This is a genomic window from Alcanivorax sp. IL2 (assembly GCF_047495475.1).
GTDB lineage: Bacteria > Pseudomonadota > Gammaproteobacteria > Pseudomonadales > Alcanivoracaceae > Alcanivorax.
Map to the genome: position 1 here is coordinate 2,373,143 of NZ_CP179932.1, position 17,575 is coordinate 2,390,717.

The following is a 17,575-nucleotide window of genomic DNA, read 5'->3' on the forward strand; positions in this document are numbered from 1 at the left end:
GATAACAAGAAACGCGAGGTAATGATGGCAACACCGCAGGAACTGACCCGCTTCGAGCGAGGACCACAGAGCCCCCGGGAAAGGATCTGGTGGGACCGCTATTCCCATGAACGACTGAATACCTGGCGGCAGGTGCAAGATCCGCTGGCGGACCGCTGTGCGGCACAGATCAAGTTCACTCGTCCTTCCGGTCTGCTGGAGGAAGTAGAAAGGCGGGCCAGGGAAGAGGGGGGTGACTTCCAGGCCTTTCTGGACCATTGCCATACAGTGCCACCCTGGGTGGATTTCGACGCCATGGAGCTGGGTCGGCGCATGTACCGGCGTAATGGCGCACTCCAGGGCCTGGTGCTGATGTGCTCAAGCCTTGTTGAGGGCTACGCGCACAACAAGCCCTCCCAGGTGCTGGTGGCAACCGGTCGCTTGCAGAAAGACGTTTCCCGCAGGATTTACGAAACCGGACAGATGCTTCACAACATCGTTGGCGACGACGGCATCCGCCCCGGTAGCTTGGGGCACCGTACGCTGATGGAGGTGCGGCTGTTGCATGCGGCAGTTCGCCAGTTTCTTGCCAGCAATCCCCGTTGGGACAATGCCAAATACGACCTGCCAATCAATCAGGAAGACATGGCTGGGACCATCCTGGAGTTCGATTTCATGGTGGTTCGGGGGCTTAAGCGTCTCGGCCTGCAGATCAGTCGTCATGAGCATGAATCCATGCACTATTTCTGGCGTTATGCGGGCTACCTGCTCGGTGTCGACGAGGCATTGCTGACAACCACTCTGGAAGAGCAGGAAATCCTTGCCATGCAGTTGACCTCGCATCTGTACGAGCCCACTGCAGACAGCGAGTCTCTTGCCAAGGCGCTATTGCGCGACATGGCCGGCAAGCCGCCGTTCAACTTGTCCTATGAGGTATTGCTGGGTTTCAGCCGCTATCTTATCGGTGACAAGGTGGCGGATGATCTCAACATCAACAGCAGTGTTCCGGCTGCCACAGCAGTGCGGGTAGTCAAGACCGCTGTCAGTGCTGCCAGTTTTGGAGTGCGGCTTCTGCCGGATCCGGCCAAGCGGGCCCTGGAAAATCTGAATCACCAACTGGGTCGACGAACGCTCAAAGCCGGACTGGGTGACAACCCGGCCCGCTGGGGGTTCAAGGCGCTGGCCTGAAAAATAAAAAACCGGCTTTCGCCGGTTTTTTATTGCAGCAGCCAAGGTCAGCCCTGACGGGCCACCTGGTTCTCTCGTATCAGGTTCATGTAGTCCACCAGAATCTCCCCGGTTTCCCGCACGTAGGGGTCTTCGTCGATAGACTCATCATCACTTTCCGGGTCCAGCGCCCGCTGTTCCTCCAGATCACGCAGTTCCTTGATACTGCCCAGCGGCTCTTCATCGCGGGATTTGCGGCGACTGTTCTCAATGGCAAGGCGTTCGCTGTCGAGCGCTTTCTGTGTTGCCGTGCGGTTTTTCTCATTCAGAGAAAGCTCGATACGGTTGCGATTCTCCTCCAGGAGCTTGCGCAGCGACTCCACGTAGATGAACTCCGGGTCCTTATCAATACGGCTGGAGTGCTTTTCACGTAACTGAGGCAGATAAGGGACAATATCACTTACCCGCTGGTATTTTGCCGAATCGATCTCGTCCCAGGGCAGGGCATTGGGCAGGGAGCTTTCGCCCACCTCATCCTTGTCGATAAGAGAAGGCATATCCACGTCAGGCACGATGCCCAGGTTCTGGTTACTGGAACCGGAAACCCGGTAAAACTTGGCATTGGTCATCTTCAGCTTGCCGTGATTCAGATCCAGCAAGGTCTGTACAGTGCCTTTGCCGTAGGTCTGGTCGCCAACAATCAGGGCGCGGCCATAATCCTGCATGGCGCCGGCGAAAATCTCCGAGGCGGAAGCACTGAAACGGTTGACCATTACCGCCATGGGGCCGGCATAGAGCACCCCGGGAAATTTATCGCCTTCAATGCTGACGCGACCACTGGACTCGCGCACCTGTACGGTGGGGCCTCGATTGATAAACAGGCTGACCAGTTTGTTCACTTCCAGCAGGGAGCCACCGCCATTGTTACGCAGATCAATCACCAGGCCGTCGATGTTTTCCTTGCGTAATTCCACCAACAGTTTGGCTACATCACTGGTGGTGCTGGTGTAATTGGGATCGCCCCGGTGGAAGGCGGCAAAATCCAGGTAAAACGCCGGGATTTCGATAATGCCCAGTTTCATGGCTTCGCCATCACGCTGGATGGTAATCACATCCTTCTTGGCGGCCTGTTCCTCCAGCACCACCTTGTTGCGCTCAATGGTGATAGTGCGGGTGTCGTGTTCGCTAGCGCTGCCGGCAGGGATGATCTCCAGATTAACCTTGGTGCCCTTGGGGCCACGGATCTGGTCCACTACTTCGTCCAGGCGCAAGCCGATCACCGGTTCTGGCGCCTCGTCATCCTGGGAAACTCCGACAATCCGATCCGCCGGTTTCAACTGACCGCTTTTGGCCGCAGGACCACCGGGAACCAGGCGCACCACCTTGGTATAACCGTCTTCGTATTGCAGCACCGCCCCGATACCTTCCAGGGAGCGGCTCATGCTGATGTCGAAGTTTTCCGAATTATGCGGTGTAAAGTAGTTGGTATGCGGATCAAAGGTCTGTGTCAGGGCATTGATGTAGACCTGAAATACATCCTCTGGCGTGTTCTGGTTAATTCGTTTGAGCTGGCTTTCATAGCGACGGGTCAACCGCGTGCGAATATCGTCCAGTGAGCTGTCATTGAGCCGCATGGAGAGCACCGCATTTTTCAGCTGTCGTTGCCAGATGGCATCCAGCGCCGCCTCGTCCGCTGCCCAGGGTGCTTCGCCGCGATCCACCAGTACGGTTTCTTCATCGTCGAAGGTCAGCGATTCCAGGTCGTTCTCGATGGTGTCGAGCAATTTCTCCAGGCGGGTTTCCAGGCGTTCCTGGAAGCGATTGAAGATGGTGTAACCGGCTTCCAGCTGGCCATCGCTTAACTGGTCATCGAGTTTGTTGCGGTAACGCTCGAATTCACGAATGTCGCTGGCGAGGAAATACTGGCGATTAGGGTCCAGATCTTCGAGATAGCTGTCCAGAACCTGGCTGGACAGGGAGTTGTCGAACTCCAGCCGCCGATAGTGGTGCTTCAAGTTGGCAGCAATTTCCGCGGCGGCATCCAGCTGGTCGCTGTTGGGTTTCAGGTCACCCTGAACCTCCGGCTCGGAACGAAGGCCACTCACTCCCTGAATGGCGCCCCCCAGCAGGACCAGTGCCAGTGCCAGAGGGAAGAACTTACGAACTAGTGACATGCTGTTTCTCAAACGGTTTACCTGCAGTATAGACGACGGCCCGAAAGCGGTCATTCGCGGTTGAATTCCTCTATAACCTGTAGACTACCGTGAAAGCGCGAAGTTGCACTGTCATAAAAGTCGCCAAATTACGGATTTTCAACAAATTACCACGACCCTAGCTTACGGGGGATGCTTTGCACAGACTGTTCAGCCTGTTTTTCCTTGCGGGTATCGCCGGAGCGGTGATCCAGCTCATTGGTGGTGACATGGCGGCGCCAGGGCGCTTGATCAATGCCCTTTGGTCGGCGGCCGACCTGGCCGTGGAGGTCAGCCTGGGACTGATCGGGGTGCTGGCACTGTGGAGCGGGCTATTCAAGATGGCTGAGGCCAGCAACCTGGCGGCCCGATTGTCGTCCTGGGTGGAGCCGGTGCTGGCTCGCCTGATGCCGGGGGTCCGGCACACTCCGCAAGCATCTGCACCGGTTTCCATGAACCTGGCCGCTAACATGCTGGGGCTGGACAATGCCGCCACACCGCTTGGGCTCAAGGCCATGGAACGCCTCCAGCAGGGCAATCCGCAACCGGCACGGGCCACGGATAGCCAGATCATGTTCCTGGTGCTCAACACCTCGTCGGTCACGTTGGTGCCGGTGACGGTGCTGATGTTCCGGGCCCAGCAGGGCGCCAGCGACCCGGCTGCTGTCTACCTGCCTTTGCTGATGGCCACTACCGTATCCACTCTGGTGGGGATTCTGGTTACCGCTCGGGTCCAGCGTATCTCCCTGCGCGATCCGTTGTTGCTGGTGGTGGCCGGTATCTGGCTGGCCATACTGGCCGTGCTGGGGACCATTGTCTGGTTGGCCCCCACGGAGCTCGCCAACACGCTCTCCAGCCTGCTTGGCAACGGCATTCTGCTGCTGGTATTGAGCGCCTTCTTTATCGCCGCCTGGCGGGGCGGGGTGGATAGCTATGACACCTTTGTGGAAGGTGCCAAAGAGGGTTTCACCCTGGCGGTACGGCTGATCCCTTATCTGGTGGCCATGCTGGCGGCCATTGCCATGCTGAGAGCGGGCGGGGTACTGGACCTGTTTCTGGACGGGATTCGCTTCGCGGCCGCCGCCATTGGTTGGGATACCCGTTTTGTCGAGGCGCTACCGGTGGCGTTCCTCAAACCCCTGAGCGGTTCGGGGGCCCGGGCGGCCATGGTGGACGTGATGCAGACTCAGGGTGTGGATTCCCTGGCTGCACGCATGGCCGCAGTGATGCAGGGCTCCACCGAGACCACCTTCTATGTTCTGGCGGTGTACTTCGGCAGCGTGGGGATTCGTGATTTCCGCTATGCCCTGTGGTGCGGTCTGGCCGCGGATGCGGCGGGGCTGATCGCGGCCATTCTGCTCAGTTACGCGTTCTGGGGCTGATCCCGGTGAAGATTCTGCGAAACGTCAGATTGAGACGTTCACCCTGAACCCGTTGTCGGCGCGGCAGCGCATGCTGGAATTGCTGCTGCACCTGCGGGCTCATCAGTAGCAGACTGTTATCCGGTAGTGCCAGCGAGAAACACTGGCGACCTCCACCACGGGGACGAAACACGAAATCTCTGTCCGCCCCCAGGCTGTAGGAGGCAATCCAGGGCTCCGGGCCAAGCTCGGGCTCGTCGTCACTGTGATAGCCCATGCAATCCTTGCCGTTGCGATAGCGATTGGCGAGCACCGAGTTAAACCGTTGCCCGCACAATTCGCTCACCGCATCGCGCACGGGCTCCAACACGTCCGGCCAGCCGTCCGCCACATGCTGGTGACCGGAGTAACGATAGGGAATGCCATCATCGCCATGCCAGGCGGTAAGCCGTGGTACGGTATGATAACGACCAAATACCTGAATCTGCGGCTGCTGCCAGTCCAGAGCCGCATTCAGATCTGCTTGTAATGACCGGTGCTGCGCAGCCGGCAGGGCATGACGCCAAAGCCATAACCTGGCCTTACCGGCCAGGATAATCGTTTCCGGCTTTTTCATGCCGGCTGCAGACCTGGAATCGTTGACAGTCATAAGCTCCGTGCTATATCAAATTGCTGCCGGTATCTTGCCGGCAATGGTGATCAGGGAAACATCATGCTGCATATCTTCCGCATCGAAAACGGTGTCCTGCGTGAAAAGGACACGGAAACCATCCTGCCCACTCTGGCTGATGATGCCAGCTGGATCGATCTGGTGGACTCGGAGGAAAACGAGCGCGAGCTGGTGCAGCAATTCCTGGAAGCGGAACTGCCGGCCTCCGATGACATGGAAGAAATCGAAGCGTCCGCCCGTTTCTTCAGCGACGAGCAGGGGCTGCATGTCCACTCCCTGTTTCTGTTCCAGTCTGAGGGTCGTGCGCGCACCTCAACGGTGGCTTTTGTGGTTCAGGAAGGCCGGCTGCTGTCTTTCCGCGATTCTCGCTTACCGGATTTTCGACTATTGCGGCTACGTGTGCGGCGCGGCTGGGTCAAGGCTCAACAGCCCATTGATATCCTGCTGAGCATTCTCGAGCAAAAGGTGGAGAACCTGGCTGACGCCCTGGAGGATGTGCACCGTGATCTGGAACAAGTGGGTTACAGCGTGCTGGAGGAGGAAAACGGGGAGCTGGAAGACGATATTGAAAAACTGGCTCGGCTGGAGGATACCAACGGCAAGATTCGCCTGTGCCTGATGGATACCCAGCGTTCTATTTCCTTTATTCAGCGCTATGTCCGCACCGACAAGGTTCGCCGGCGCACCTGTGCCGAGGTGCAGCATGACCTGGACACATTGATGTCGCACACCACCTTCCTGTTCGACAAAATCAACTTCCTGATGGATGCAGCGCAAGGGTTCATCAATATCCAGCAGAACCAGATCATCAAGATCTTTTCCATTGCCGCGGTGGTGTTCCTGCCACCTACCATGATTGCCAGTATCTACGGCATGAACTTTGAGATCATGCCGGAGCTGGACATGGCTTATGGCTACCCCATGGCAATATGCCTGATGCTGCTATCCGGCATGACGCCTTACTGGTTTTTCAAGCGTAAAGGGTGGCTGTGAAAGGCAGTTAACAGTTAATAGTGAATAGTTAACAGCGGAAAACCCCTCGGCGGAGCGCCTGGTAGGAGCATCGCTTGAGATGCGAATGGACTGAGCAGGAGGCGAGTAACGAGTCGCGAAAACCAAAACCATAGCGCCGGTTTGCTTTTCACCTTTTGACACTCACTGCTCGCCTGGCCTGGCGCAATCAGGTCTTGTGCCAGCCTTGATCGGTTTCTTCGGCTTTGCCATCTTCGGCCAGCTTGATCAGGTGGGCTTGCAGAGAGAATTGGGCCACGCCGTGCAGGAATTCGGGCACGTCGTCGTAGACCACCTTCACCAACACCGCCAGGGTTTGCGGGTCACCTGAGAGGCCTTCCAGCACCTTGTCTTCGCGTTTCTGGCGGTGCGCCAGCGTATGGGTCAGGGTCTCTTCCGGGTCGCTGATCAGATCACCGTGGCCTGGGGCCATCACCATGATGCCGCGCTGCTGCAGTTTGCGCAGGGACGCAAAGTAAGCCTGCATGGAACCGGAGGGTGGGGCGATCACGACTGTTGAGCCCTGGATCAGGTGGTCGCCAGTAAACAGCATGCCATCATCACTGAGGTAACACAGGTGATTGCCCACATGACCCGGGGTCTCGATCACCTGTAGTGAAACGCCGCCGCAATCCACCCGGTCTCCCTCGCCCAACAGACGGTCTGACTGCCAGCTTTCATCCTGCAGACCGTCGTCGGGTACCGAAGGCCCTAGGCAACGGGCGCCGGTGGCTGCCACCAACGCCAGAGCGCCGGGGGAATGGTCTCGATGGGTATGGGTGACCACCACCTGGTCGATGGGTTTTCCCAGGGTGCGGGCGGCCTGCAGGAGTGCCTGCAGGTGTTCCTGATCCTCGGGGCCGGGATCAATGACAGTCAGGCTATCCTTGCCAAACAGATAACTGTTGGTGCCTGGCCCGGTCATCATGCCCGGGTTACGCGCCAGAACCCGCCAGGCATTATCGCCAATCGGGGTAAGCTGGCCGGGAATCAGTGATGCCATAATGACTCCTGGGAGTTTGGAGGGCGCATTGTGACGATTCACCCGGCAGGATGCCAGTCTACGACTCCGGGTAGGCCAGCTTGTCGATCGCTTCCAGTTCCCAGCGATCCACCGGGGTGTCTTCTTTCGGGTGACGACTGACAACCGCAAAGGGGTAATCCTGACCAGCGGGCAGATACATTTGCACATCAATGGTCTGCTGGTAGATCACCGTGCAGTCATTCTCTGCCTTCGGGCAGGACAGGGCACGGGCCTGAAGCGTTACCGCTGCCACATTCATCTCACTGCGATTGGCCAGATTCCCGGTAAGGCGCACGCCGGATTCAGAGGCAAGGAATTCTTTCAGCGTTACCTGGATACCATCCGGAGGCAGGCGCACCTGATCGTCACGGCCGCCTTGCCAGACACCGATGCCGAGCACCATCAGGCTGGCCAATACCAGGCTCAGCACCAGATAAAACGGTCGACGGCCCCATTGCCAGCTACCCCAGAGCAGAACGGTAACCGCGATAATGACAGTCAATACCAGTAATAGGCGCATTTATTCTCCACAATTGCAGACCTCGCTCCCTCTGATTCATATAATCCCGGGAGTCATATGTAAAGGAGTAGGCCATGCTGATTGTTGTATCGCCAGCAAAAACCCTGGATTACGAGAGCGAATTGCCAGCACTGAAAACCACCCAGCCCCGATTGCTGGATGATAGCGACGTGTTGATCGAGCGGGCTCGCCAGCTCTCCCCGGCGGATGTCAGCAGCCTGATGGGTGTCAGTGACAAGATCGCGCACTTGAATGTGGAGCGGTTTGCCCAGTGGCAGCGGCCCTTCACAAAGAACAATGCTCGACCCGCAGCGTTTGCCTTCAAGGGCGATGTCTATACCGGCCTGGAAATCGGTACCTTTACTGACAACCAGCTCAAGGAAGCCCAGACGTCTTTCCGCATGCTGTCAGGACTATATGGCGTGCTACGCCCGCTTGACCTGATGCAACCCTACCGGCTGGAAATGGGCACAAAACTGGATAACCCCCGCGGCAAGGACCTCTATACGTTCTGGGGCGACATTATCACCGAACAGCTCAACAAGGATATGAAAGCGGCGAAAACCGACGTGCTCGTCAACCTGGCATCCAATGAGTATTTCAAGTCGGTGAACAAGAAAGGGATCAATGGCCGCATTGTTGAACCGGTTTTCCAGGATGAGAAAAACGGCAAGTACAAGGTGATCAGCTTTTACGCCAAAAAGGCGCGTGGCCTGATGGCGGCGTGGGTTATCAAGAAGGGCATCAAGGACCCGGACAAACTGAAGAATTTCGATGTGGCGGGATATCGTTTCGCTGCAGAGTTGTCGAGCCCGGACAAGCCAGTGTTTCGTCGGGCCGAGCAGTAGAGCTGCGCAGGAGCGCCGCTGGTGGCGCTCCTGAAACAGGGGTTAGTCTCTATCTTCGAATTCGCTGCGGGCGGCAAGCAGGCCGGTTTTCAGGCCATCCCATGCCAGTTCCACGCCGGCTTTGATGTCATCCCAGGCATCTTCGCCGTGGGACTCCAGTTTTTCCAGTTTTGCTTCCAGCTCGTCGCGACGATCCTGAATCTCGGCGATTTTCTGCTTCGCCTCGCTACGCCACTCTTCGCGCTTGTCTCCCAACCGGGCGGTCAGCCGATCCAGCTGATAATCCCAGTCTTCCAGTTTCTGGCGAATGTTGTCGGCAAAATCCTTCTTGTCTGTCATTACGTTATGCTCCTGATTAGGCTTGCCAGGGACTCTGGAAACCATCGGGTTTGATCACCAGCACATCCGTGCTGGCACGGGTTATCACGGATTCTGCGGTGGCGCCCAGCAGCAACCTTTCCGGCAGGTTGCGATGCACAGTGCCGACCACCAGCACATCCATCTTCTGTTCATCACAATATCTGGCCAGTGTTGGCGCTACCGGGCCGGACAGGATTGCCATCTGATCCGGGCCAAGTCCGTGGGCGGCACCGAATTGCAGGAAGCGCTCGCGGTAGAATTCGCGCACCTTGTCCATGCCGCCGCTGTAATCGGGGATCGCTTCCCCCACCAGCAGAATCAGGCTGTCGTCCATTTCATCCAGCACATGGCAGGCCCGCAAGGTACCGCCTAACTTGCTTGAAAACTGGCCTGCAGCATCAAGTACCTCGATTGCCAGGGGATCATTCGCCAGCTCCTCGCTGCCCGGATCCAGGGCGGCCAGTATTCTTGGGGAGGGCGACCACTGGCGGCCATGCACACACAGCACCGGGCAGGGCGCCTTGCGAATCAATTGCCAGTCCCGGGGCGTAAAAAGATGCCGGCGCAGGCCGCTCTCTTCGCTGGTATGGACAACCACCATGGCGGGTTGCAGGTCGAGGATGCTCTCGCGCAGGGCCGCCATGCTGTCTTTGTGCCACAAAATGGAAAGCTCGCAGCTATCCCTGTCTGTCAATTCACCGATCCGTTTCTGCCAGGCCTTATGGATCTGTGTGCGGGCGGCGTCCTGTCGTTCCTGGTCGACGCCAACGGCGCGCACCATGGCGGAGGAATAGGCATTGACCAGAACATGTAGCGGCGCCTTGGTGGAATCTGCTACCTGTCTGGCTTTGTGCAGGGCCGGCTGGGTGGCTTTCAGATCACTGTCGAGAATGGCCAGTACCGCAGCGCTCACAGGCTGGCTTCCAGGGTTTGACGCTCGCCGCACAGGCTTTGTCGATCAAGGATTTCCACTTCGCGGCCTTCTACCCGCAGCCATTCATTCTGTTGAAAACGGGTAAAGATACGGCTGACAGTTTCCACCGCCAAGCCTAGATAGTTGGCGATGTCATAGCGGGACATGGGCAGGCGGAATGCGCGTTCGCTGAGCCCACGCCGCTGGTGTCGAGCTGACATGGAAAGTAGCAGTGAAGCCACCCGGTCATCGGCATTTTTTTTGCTGAGCAACATGTGAAGCTCACGGTCAGAGCGGATTTCATTACTCATCAAGCTGAAAAAATGATGCTGCAGAGAAGGAATACGCTGGGAGAGCGTTTCCAGCTTCGAAAAGGGGATCTCGCAGACGGTAGCGGTTTCCAGGGCTTTGGCATTGGAAACATGGTGTGCGGTGCTGATGCCATCCATACCCAGTACTTCACCGGGCAGATAAAAGCCGGTGACCTGTTCGTCGCCTTCATCGCTGAGCACGTAGGTCTTTAGTGCGCCAGAACGAACCGCATAGACGGCCTGGAAATCATCCGCTGCGCGATACAGGTGCTCGCCGCGCTTCAGAGGGCGGCCCCGGTGAATGATGCGATCCAGCTCGTCGAGCTGTGCCGGCGCCACTGCCAGTGGGAGGCAGATGGGACTCAGGCTGCAATCATTGCAGGAAACATGTTGGGACACGATGCGTCTCCGGTTAATAGCTGCGTAATGCAAATTTCACCTTACAGTATAGGGCAGGGTGAACAACAAGCGAACAAGGTTCAAATGATGCGACTGAAACGGTTAATGGCCTCGTTCTGGGTATAACGATCAAACGGCATCACCAGGGCCCGGCTTACCAGCCGGCCCTGCTCGGTGATCACCAGCCGCTGCTTGTCCACGCGCACAAGGCCCTGATCCTCAAATTCCACCCAGGAGGCCAGGGCATCCACGAAGTAGTCCGGGAAATTGATTTGCCACTGCTCACTGAACAGATTCATGTCCACGTAAAGGTCGCACAGCAGGCGCATTATCAGGTCACGGCGCATCTGATCATCGCGATTGAGGAGATAGCCCTGCTCAATGGTGGACTGGGCCTGATCAATGGCATCGGACCAGTGGCTCAATGATTTCATGTTCTGGGCATAAAGATTGCCGATCTGGCTGATGGCACTGACCCCGAAGCCCAGCAAATCCGCATCCCCGTGGAGGGTGTAGCCCTGAAAATTGCGGTGCAGAAGCCCGTTGCGCTGAGCGACGGCAATCTCGTCGCTTTCCAGCGCAAAGTGGTCCATACCAATAAAGGTATACCCGGCATCCTGAAGAATGCGCCCGGCACGGACGAACATGGACAGCTTTTCTTCCGGGCTGGGCAAGGCCATATCCGGTATCTGCCGCTGAATTTTGAAACGCGCGGGCAGGTGGGCGTAGTTGTAGAGCGAGATTCGTTCGGGCCGCAGCTCTGCAATCTGCTCGATGGTCCGGGCGAGGCTCGATTCAGACTGCCAGGGGAGGCCATAGATCAGATCGGTGTTAATGGACTTGAAGCCGAAGTCCCGCGCCCACCCAATGGTCTGACGAATCATTTCATAGGGTTGGACCCGATTGACCGCCTGCTGAACACGCAAATCCAGATCCTGAACCCCGAGGCTGATGCGATTGAAGCCCAGGCCGCGAAGCAGCCCCAGACGGGCCTGGTCCACGGTGCGAGGGTCAATCTCGATGGCATAATCACCACGGTCATCTTCACGCAAGGTGAAGTGCCGGGCCATGTAGTACACCAGCTCGGTAATCTGGGCATCGCTGAGAAAGGTGGGGGTGCCGCCACCCCAGTGAATCTGGGTGACCGGCCTTTGGCTGTCGACCTGTTCAGCCCGCTGGCCGATTTCCTGCTTCAGGCGCTTCAGGTATTCCGTCGCTCTGCCACGGTTGGCGGTCACAACCCGGTTGCAGGCACAGTAATAGCAGACGGTGCTGCAAAACGGGATGTGCATATACAGCGACAGGGGCCGGCGAGCGGCATTACCGGCAGCAATGGCTCCGGCATAATCCGCCTCGCTGATTTCCTCATGAAACTGGGGGGCAGGGGGGTAAGAGGTGTATCGCGGTCCGGGACCGCCATACTGGCTGATCAATGTTTTGTCCCAGGTAGCCACGCCCGCTCTCCGGTTAAATGATTTCCTCCATTATTGCGGCCCTGGAATGGACTGTGTTGACCTGGATCAAGTCTCCGGCTGATGGTGATGGCTGTGTGTGTTTTTATCGACAGCGCCATGGTGACCATGATGCTGCATCTGGCTCATGGACCAGGCCTGCCAGAAGAATACCAACGCCAGCAGAAACGTCAGTGATGCCGCCACTTTTGGCCAGATACCGCTGCGAAAATGCTGCAGTCGCGAGGCGATCACACCGGTAATGGCCACCGGGATCACAGTCACCACACCGAAAACCAGCATCACCAGGGCGCCAGCCAACGCGCTGCCAGCCGTAACGGCAAGCGTCAGGGCGGTATAAATCAGGCCACAGGGCAACAGGCCCCACAAGCCGCCCAACGCCAGCGCTTTCAGCGGGCGATCCACCGGGAGTAGCCGCCGGGTCAGGGGCTGTAATCGACGCCACAGCCCGGCCCCTATGCCTTCCAGTTTTTTCAGCCACACGCCTTGCCCGAGCAGATAACCACTGAGCAGCAGCATCAGAACGCCGGACAGGCTCAGCCCAATGGCCATGGAGGGACCAGGGAGCCAATCCAGCAGCACCTTGCCCAGCATGCCAGCCAGGGCGCCAAGCACCATATAGGTGGTCACCCTGCCGATACCGAAGAGTAGCTGCCATCCCCACAGCGACTTGCCCTGGCGGCGCGATTCCGGGATCGAGAAGGTGAGTGCGCTGCTGATACCGCCGCACATGCCGATACAATGGACGCTGCCGGCAGACGCCAGCAGAACCGCGCTGGCAAGCAGAGTCAGCAGGGCTTCGGGGCTCTCTGGCATCATGGGTTCCGCTCGTCGTCGTTATCTGCAGCCTCTTTGCTCGTGCCCGGGCGGCCTTTGCGCTGTTCACGGTCTTCGAAGACTACCCGCCAGGAGGCATTGTCCAGATCATCAAACTGATCCTTGCGCAGGGCCCAGAACAGGGCCCAGATCGCCCCGGCCAGGAACAGCAATGCCAGTGGAATCAGGAGGAGGACGATTTCCATCGGGTAACTCGCGTCGCGTTGAGGGTGACCAGCAATGAGCTGGCAGACATGCCGATAGCCGCGGCCCAGGGCGGAATCCACCCGGCAACAGCAAAGGGCACCGCCAACACATTATAGAGCAGGGCCCAGGTGAGATTCTGGCGAATGGTGCGCCGGCAACGCCTGGCAAGGGCTGGCAGGGCCGCAATAGCATCCAGGTTATCCTTGAGCAGATACAGGCCTGCCGCCCGCTGGGCCAGACTGGTGGCGTTGGCAGTGGCCACGGATACATCCGCCGCCAGCATGGCCTGGGCATCATTGATGCCGTCACCCACCATCATTTGCGCTGTATTCATCTGCAGCTCCTTGAGCCAGCGGGTCTTGTCAGCGGGCTGCATGCCGGCACGCCATTCCTCCAGCGATAACGCACGGGCCACCGGCGCGGCAGCGGCATCGTTGTCACCGGTTGCCATGCGTACAACCAGGCCTTGCTGGTGAAGAGCCCGGGTTAACGCAGCGCTTTCTTCGCGAATGCTGTCCTGAAGCCACAAATACAGCTGCACAGTGCCGTCGCGGCTTAGCTGCAGACAGGTGGTGCCCGGGCGCGCCTGTTGCGGTGCGCCACTGATGCGCCATTGCTGACCGTGCAGGATACCGGTGATGCCATTGCCATCCGGCAGGATGTCTGCCATTTGCGGGTTGCGTGCAATGTCACGAAAGGCCTGGGCCAGCGGGTGAGGGTTGTTCCATTCCAGTGCGGCGACAATGGCAAGCAGGGCTGGCGTTTGCTCTTCACCGACAACCTGGGTATCCACCAACGAGAAACGTCCCAGCGTCAGCGTGCCGGTTTTATCGAAGAGCACCCCGCCGATATGGGGCAATCGCAGCAGCTGGCGGGGGGATGCCACCAGCACCCCTTCACGCAGCGCCGTGCCCAGGGTCGCCGAGAGAGTCAGAGGCACAGCCAGGGCCAGCGCGCATGGGCAAGTGATGACCAATACCGCCAGGGTGTGGTCGAAGGCCTCACCGGCACCGGCAGGCCAGTGCCACAGCAATGTAAAGGTGGCCAGCAGCAGCACGGCAGCGGTAAAGAGTGGGGCGATGCGGTGCCAGTCACGGATGACATCCAGCCGCTCCCGGCTGGCCAGCTCCACCTGCTCGGCGATTCTGGCAATCTGACTGTGGTCTGCGGCGCACTCTGCCTCCAGCGTGATTGAGCCTTCCTGCAGACGGGCTCCGGCCACCAGACGCGAATCCAGGCCACGGCTTATCGGCACCGATTCACCGGTAAGTGCTGCTTCATCGAAGGTGCCCTGGCCGTCGATGATACGGCCATCCACCGGCACCACATCGCCCTGAATCAGCAGCAATCGGTCGCCCGCTGTTACCTGCCTGAGACTGACCCATTGTGGCTGATCATCACTGAGACGCCGGACCGCACGGGGCAGGGTATCGCCAAGTCTCGCATAGCCGGCGTGGATGGCCTGGCGCTGACGGTGCTCCAGCCAGCGGCTGATCAGCAGGAAGAAAACGAACATGGCGGCGGAATCAAAGTAAACGTGGCTGCCGCCGGTGGACATGGCTACCAGGCTACCGCCCCAGGCCAGGAACAGCGCCAGGGCAATAGGGGTGTCCATGGTCAGGTTGCCATTGCGCAACCCGCGCCATGCGCCTTGAAAGAAGGGCCAGCCAGCATAGAAAACCACCGGGGTAGCGACAAAAAAACTGGCCAGGCGGAACACCCACTCGTAAACCGCATCCGAACCATCAAACACGCCGATATACAGGGCCATGGAGTACATCATGGCCTGCATGGCACCCAGGCCGGCCAGTATCAGTCTGCCCAGCAGGCGCTTGTGCTCGCGGCGGTTCGCAGCGGTGGCGGCAGGATCACCGGGCAGGCTCACGCCATAGCCTAGTTGCTGGATACGGCGGGCGGTTTCCCGGGCTTGCGGTGCCCCCTGGTAGTCCACCGTCAGTGTCATGCCCGCCAGATTGACGCTGGCGCGACTGACCCCCGGTTGTGTGGACAGGGCTTTCTCGATTAGCCAGCTGCAGGCCGCGCAGGTCAGGCCGCTGAGTTGCAGCTGCAGGCGTTCGCCGTCAGGCAGCGAACTACAGTGGGGCGCCAGCAGGTCGGGGATCTCGAACAGTGCCAGATCCAGTTCTGCCCGGCGCGCATCCGGCGCCGGTGCTTCGTCCTGTCGAATCCGGTAGTAGTCATCCAGCCCCATCCCATAAATGGTTTCGATGGCCGCAGCACATCCCGGGCAGCAAGCATCTCGGTTTCCCTCCGGGGTGCGGGCGGAGAAGGCGCCAGACGGTGCAGGTTGGCCGCAGTGCCAGCAGGGTGGGGTGAGGCTCTGGTTCATGGCGTGGCAACGTGCCCCAGGCGCACGCTACCGCCTTCAATGCTGCCGCTCTGGTAAAGACGCCAATGCCCCTCAGGCGTGGAGGCGGTAGCGATATAACGGCCCGATGAGGGAAGGATGCCGTCGCTAAGGAAAACGCCATTGCCCTGATGGTGGAATGTCAGCAACACATCCTTTTCCTTGAGGGTGGGGTGGCGCAGCGCCACGGTAATAACGTCTGGCGCGGGAATTCCGGCGTCGCTGGTCAGCCTTGCCTGAACCCCGGCACCCACCTGGGACATCACCAGACCAATACCCAGCCGTGTGGCAATCTGTTCCTGTTCCACGGAACGGTTAATGCCCCGGCCTTCCTTGTACCACTCGTCGACCACCGGAGCGTCTGCATTGATGACGGCGATATACAGGGTAGTCAGGCCGGCAATCACTGAACTGGCTGGCAGCAAAATGGCCAGCCACAGCAGCGGGTAGCGATACCAGGGGCGATCATCAACGTGGGGTGATGAAACGGGATTCATGCTGTTTCTCCAGGTCCGGGTCGTCCAGTGACCTTACTGAAAACCAGATGGTGGATGACGGCATTTCCACCTCGTAGGGGTCATAACTCACTGTCACTGGCAAGGACAGGTGCTGCCCGGGCTGAATGGTAAACTCGGTGCGGTTTTCCATTCGCAGCCCTTCAGGGCCTTCCAGGCTCAGTGTATAACGATGGGCGTTCTGGCCCTTGTTGAGAATTTCCAGGCGATAGACATTCTCTACGCGACCACTACTGGCAACCCGGAAAAGCTGATTACGATCGCGCAGTACATCTACCTGCAAGGGCACACGGTTATAGAGCGTCACCATGAACAGGGTAGCCATGGCCAGCAAGACGATGCCATAACCGATCAACCGGGGTCGCAGCACCCGGGATTCCTTCCCTTCAAGCGCATTCTCTGTGGTATAGCGGATCAAGCCCCGGGGCTTATCGATGTGATCCATGACATCGTCGCAGGCATCAATACAGGCCGCGCAGGTAATGCATTCGTATTGAAGTCCATCGCGAATATCAATGCCCGTCGGGCAGACCTGAACACACATTCCGCAGTCAATGCAGTCGCCTTTTTCGACAGCCTGAGGCGTCTGAGTACGCTTCTTGCTGCCTCGACCACGGGGCTCGCCGCGCTCTTCGTCATAGGAAACGATGAGCGTTTCACGGTCGAACATGACGCTCTGGAAGCGGGCATAGGGGCACATATACAGGCACACCTGCTCGCGCATGAAACCGGCGTTCATATAGGTGGCAACGGTAAAGAACCCGACCCAGAACAATTCCCAGCCACCCCATTCAAAACTGAAAATACGGACAGTCAGATCGGTAATCGGGGAGAAATAGCCGACAAAGGAGAGGCCGGTAAGAAAGGCCAGCGCCAGCCACATCACATGTTTACTGCCACGGCGGAGCAGCTTGCTGATGGACCAGGGTGCCTCGTCCATTTTTATGCGGCTGTGCCGGTCGCCTTCACAAAGTTGCTCTATCCACTGGAAAAAGCGGGTCCAGGTCGTCTGCGGGCAGACATACCCGCAATAAACGCGCCCGGCCAGAACCGTGAAAAAAAACAGCGCGAAGGCGGCAATGATCAACGCCCAGGAAAGAAACAGGAAATCCTGCGGCCAGAGGGTCAGGCCAAATATATGGAACTGCCGGTTAGGCAGATCAAACAGCACCGCTTGCTGGCCATCCCAGCGAATCCAGGGCAGGGCAAGATAGAGCCCCATGGTGCTGATAATGCTGAAATCGCGAATACGCTGGAAACGGCCAGTGATGGACTTCACCTGGATCCGTTTACGCTTGGCATAGAGGCTGATGGGCCCTTGTGCGTGCGGGCTGTCATCAACGGTTTTAATGCGGTCGCGCTCACTCATTACGCACCTCGAAGACTGCTGGCGTGATCCGCCGACACGGCCTGTCGCAGCCTTTTGCAGGCTGCGACAATGG

General features: G+C 58.6%; 17 protein-coding genes. 4 read left to right on the forward strand and 13 right to left on the reverse strand.

Annotated features, from left to right (window positions below; translation table 11 throughout):
• Positions 1 to 21: 21 nt before the first annotated feature.
• Positions 22 to 1,167, forward strand: a complete 1,146-nt coding sequence (locus tag ACMG4N_RS11085; RefSeq protein ID WP_414431653.1) for an oxygenase MpaB family protein — start codon at positions 22 to 24, stop codon at positions 1,165 to 1,167.
• Positions 1,168 to 1,214: 47 nt separating this feature from the next.
• Here the strand turns inward: ACMG4N_RS11085 and ACMG4N_RS11090 are convergent, their stop codons facing one another.
• Positions 1,215 to 3,320 carry a carboxy terminal-processing peptidase gene (locus ACMG4N_RS11090; RefSeq protein WP_414431655.1) on the reverse strand — a complete coding sequence of 702 codons (2,106 nt, stop codon included), beginning with the start codon at positions 3,318 to 3,320 and terminating at the stop codon, positions 1,215 to 1,217.
• Between the two features lie 176 nt (positions 3,321 to 3,496).
• Here ACMG4N_RS11090 and ACMG4N_RS11095 point away from each other — a divergent pair, with 176 nt between their 5' ends.
• A complete protein-coding gene (locus ACMG4N_RS11095) occupies positions 3,497 to 4,720 on the forward strand; it encodes a nucleoside recognition domain-containing protein (protein ID WP_414431657.1) in 1,224 nt (407 codons plus the stop codon).
• Here the strand turns inward: ACMG4N_RS11095 and ACMG4N_RS11100 are convergent.
• Positions 4,698 to 5,315: an alpha-ketoglutarate-dependent dioxygenase AlkB family protein gene (locus ACMG4N_RS11100; RefSeq protein ID WP_414431659.1), complete on the reverse strand. Its 618-nt coding sequence runs from the start codon at positions 5,313 to 5,315 to the stop codon at positions 4,698 to 4,700. The genes ACMG4N_RS11095 and ACMG4N_RS11100 overlap by 23 nt on opposite strands.
• Before the next feature lie 96 nt (positions 5,316 to 5,411).
• Here ACMG4N_RS11100 and corA point away from each other — a divergent pair, with 96 nt between their 5' ends.
• Positions 5,412 to 6,362, forward strand: coding sequence for a magnesium/cobalt transporter CorA (gene corA / locus ACMG4N_RS11105; RefSeq protein ID WP_297763714.1), 951 nt, complete (start codon positions 5,412 to 5,414; stop codon positions 6,360 to 6,362).
• A gap of 187 nt (positions 6,363 to 6,549) precedes the next feature.
• Here corA and ACMG4N_RS11110 read toward each other — a convergent pair whose 3' ends face one another.
• Both ACMG4N_RS11110 and ACMG4N_RS11115 read right to left on the reverse strand, forming a co-directional pair.
• Positions 6,550 to 7,383, reverse strand: coding sequence for an MBL fold metallo-hydrolase (locus tag ACMG4N_RS11110; protein WP_414431661.1), 834 nt, complete (start codon positions 7,381 to 7,383; stop codon positions 6,550 to 6,552).
• A gap of 58 nt (positions 7,384 to 7,441) precedes the next feature.
• Positions 7,442 to 7,924, reverse strand: a complete 483-nt coding sequence (locus ACMG4N_RS11115; RefSeq protein WP_297763720.1) for a hypothetical protein — start codon at positions 7,922 to 7,924, stop codon at positions 7,442 to 7,444.
• A 74-nt stretch (positions 7,925 to 7,998) separates the two neighbouring features.
• Between ACMG4N_RS11115 and yaaA the strand changes: the two genes are divergently transcribed.
• On the forward strand, positions 7,999 to 8,772 hold the full coding sequence (gene yaaA / locus ACMG4N_RS11120) for a peroxide stress protein YaaA (protein ID WP_414431662.1): 774 nt from the start codon (positions 7,999 to 8,001) through the stop codon (positions 8,770 to 8,772).
• 42 nt (positions 8,773 to 8,814) lie between these two features.
• Here the strand turns inward: yaaA and ACMG4N_RS11125 are convergent, their stop codons facing one another.
• The 9 genes from ACMG4N_RS11125 to ccoG form a co-directional block, all read right to left on the reverse strand.
• Entirely contained in the window at positions 8,815 to 9,111 is a 297-nt protein-coding gene (locus ACMG4N_RS11125) for a hypothetical protein (RefSeq protein ID WP_297763725.1), read from the reverse strand.
• 16 nt (positions 9,112 to 9,127) lie between these two features.
• On the reverse strand, positions 9,128 to 10,045 hold the full coding sequence (locus ACMG4N_RS11130) for a universal stress protein (RefSeq protein ID WP_414431664.1): 918 nt from the start codon (positions 10,043 to 10,045) through the stop codon (positions 9,128 to 9,130).
• The gene (gene fnr / locus ACMG4N_RS11135) at positions 10,042 to 10,788 is read right to left on the reverse strand and encodes a fumarate/nitrate reduction transcriptional regulator Fnr (RefSeq protein ID WP_414431665.1); all 747 of its coding nucleotides are present in this window, start codon (positions 10,786 to 10,788) and stop codon (positions 10,042 to 10,044) included. The genes ACMG4N_RS11130 and fnr overlap by 4 nt, the downstream gene beginning before the upstream one ends.
• A 47-nt stretch (positions 10,789 to 10,835) precedes the next feature.
• On the reverse strand, positions 10,836 to 12,209 hold the full coding sequence (hemN, locus tag ACMG4N_RS11140) for an oxygen-independent coproporphyrinogen III oxidase (RefSeq protein WP_414431667.1): 1,374 nt from the start codon (positions 12,207 to 12,209) through the stop codon (positions 10,836 to 10,838).
• Between the two features lie 66 nt (positions 12,210 to 12,275).
• Positions 12,276 to 13,046, reverse strand: coding sequence for a sulfite exporter TauE/SafE family protein (locus ACMG4N_RS11145; RefSeq protein WP_414431668.1), 771 nt, complete (start codon positions 13,044 to 13,046; stop codon positions 12,276 to 12,278).
• The gene (gene ccoS / locus ACMG4N_RS11150; protein WP_297763741.1) at positions 13,043 to 13,249 is read right to left on the reverse strand and encodes a cbb3-type cytochrome oxidase assembly protein CcoS; all 207 of its coding nucleotides are present in this window, start codon (positions 13,247 to 13,249) and stop codon (positions 13,043 to 13,045) included. Before ccoS ends, ACMG4N_RS11145 begins: the two co-directional genes overlap by 4 nt.
• Positions 13,228 to 15,600: a heavy metal translocating P-type ATPase gene (locus ACMG4N_RS11155; RefSeq protein ID WP_414431670.1), complete on the reverse strand. Its 2,373-nt coding sequence runs from the start codon at positions 15,598 to 15,600 to the stop codon at positions 13,228 to 13,230. Before ACMG4N_RS11155 ends, ccoS begins: the two co-directional genes overlap by 22 nt.
• Positions 15,597 to 16,115, reverse strand: coding sequence for a FixH family protein (locus ACMG4N_RS11160; protein WP_414431672.1), 519 nt, complete (start codon positions 16,113 to 16,115; stop codon positions 15,597 to 15,599). The genes ACMG4N_RS11155 and ACMG4N_RS11160 overlap by 4 nt, the downstream gene beginning before the upstream one ends.
• Positions 16,087 to 17,502, reverse strand: coding sequence for a cytochrome c oxidase accessory protein CcoG (gene ccoG, locus ACMG4N_RS11165; RefSeq protein WP_414431673.1), 1,416 nt, complete (start codon positions 17,500 to 17,502; stop codon positions 16,087 to 16,089). Before ccoG ends, ACMG4N_RS11160 begins: the two co-directional genes overlap by 29 nt.
• Positions 17,503 to 17,575 lie beyond the last annotated feature (73 nt).